Genomic DNA, 1,017 nt, shown 5'->3' on the forward strand with positions numbered 1-1,017 from the left:
ATCAGACCGGCAGTCATTTCCACCACGAACAGAAGTGCATTGATGCCGAGCAACCAGCGCAGGGTCCCGGATTCTTGCTTAGCAGAAGCTGCCGAAAACTCGGCGGCCTTGATGGTCTCCGGATTTGCAGCGACGGTTTCCTGAAGCGAGGCGCCTAGCCCCAAGGTCTTCAGTTTCGAGGTGACGGGCTCGACCTCGCCGTCATGCACGACCTTCAGCCGGCGGTTCGACAAGTCGAAGGACAGCGCCCGAATCTCCTCAAAGCCGTTCAGGGCTAGGCGAATCATTCGTTCTTCTGATGGACAGTCCATCTTCGGCACGGCATAAACACTGACCCATCTCCCTGGCGCCTCGGAGGAGGCCTGTATATCGGTATCCGCTGCGGACGTTGCATCACCGCCACAGGCGCCACCACAGGATTTGCTCATGATACGACTCCACTTGAACAATGTTGTGGTACCATTTAAAACTATAAAGCTACTATAAGGTCAATAGAGTAAAGAATCCGTTGGGGAGGAGGCTGATGCGCATTGGTCAGTTGGCGCAGTTGGTAGGGGTCGAAACACAGACGATCCGCTTCTATGAACAGCAGGGCTTGTTGCCGCCGCCTGATCGGCAGGACAACGGTTACCGTGTCTATACCGAGAAGCATGGTGAGGGGCTGGCCTTCATCCGTCGCTGCAGAATCCTGGGCCTGTCACTGGCTGAGATTCACGAACTACAGAGCTATCAGGACGACCCTCATCAGCCTTGTACCGCCGTCAACGCCTTGCTCGATGATCACATCTCTCATGTGCGGTCGCAGATAACCGCTCTGCAAGCGCTTGAGAAACAACTCGTTTCACTGAGAGCGAGTTGCAACGATGACCGGGAAGTTGAGGCGTGTGGGGTTCTTGCTGGAATTAGCGAAGGAAACATGCACCAGCAGTAGGTGAAGCATCAACCAGATAATCCGATGAGATGCCGGTCTGTCTCACTCTCATGCAAAGGTAAGATCAACCATTTAATCCGCTTACC

General features: G+C 54.5%; 1 protein-coding gene and 1 pseudogene. One reads left to right on the forward strand and one right to left on the reverse strand.

Annotation, left to right across the window (positions count from 1 at the left end; all coding sequences use genetic code 11):
- Nucleotides 1–428, reverse strand: a pseudogene (locus tag CXF87_RS12135) (cation transporter); the annotation flags it as partial.
- 95 nt (nucleotides 429–523) lie between these two features.
- On the opposite strand from CXF87_RS12135, the gene cadR reads away from it, so the two are divergent.
- A complete protein-coding gene (gene cadR / locus CXF87_RS12140; RefSeq protein ID WP_004364961.1) occupies nucleotides 524–931 on the forward strand; it encodes a Cd(II)/Pb(II)-responsive transcriptional regulator in 408 nt (135 codons plus the stop codon).
- The last annotated feature ends 86 nt before the right edge of the window (nucleotides 932–1,017 follow it).

This window comes from Halomonas sp. MES3-P3E, from assembly GCF_002836035.1.
Lineage (GTDB): Bacteria > Pseudomonadota > Gammaproteobacteria > Pseudomonadales > Halomonadaceae > Vreelandella > Vreelandella arctica.

What these genes read in the sequence shown, in the direction of transcription:
- cadR (WP_004364961.1), top strand. Translation starts at nt 524, where the DNA reads ATGCGCATTGGTCAGTTGGCGCAGTTGGTAGGGGTCGAAACACAGACG.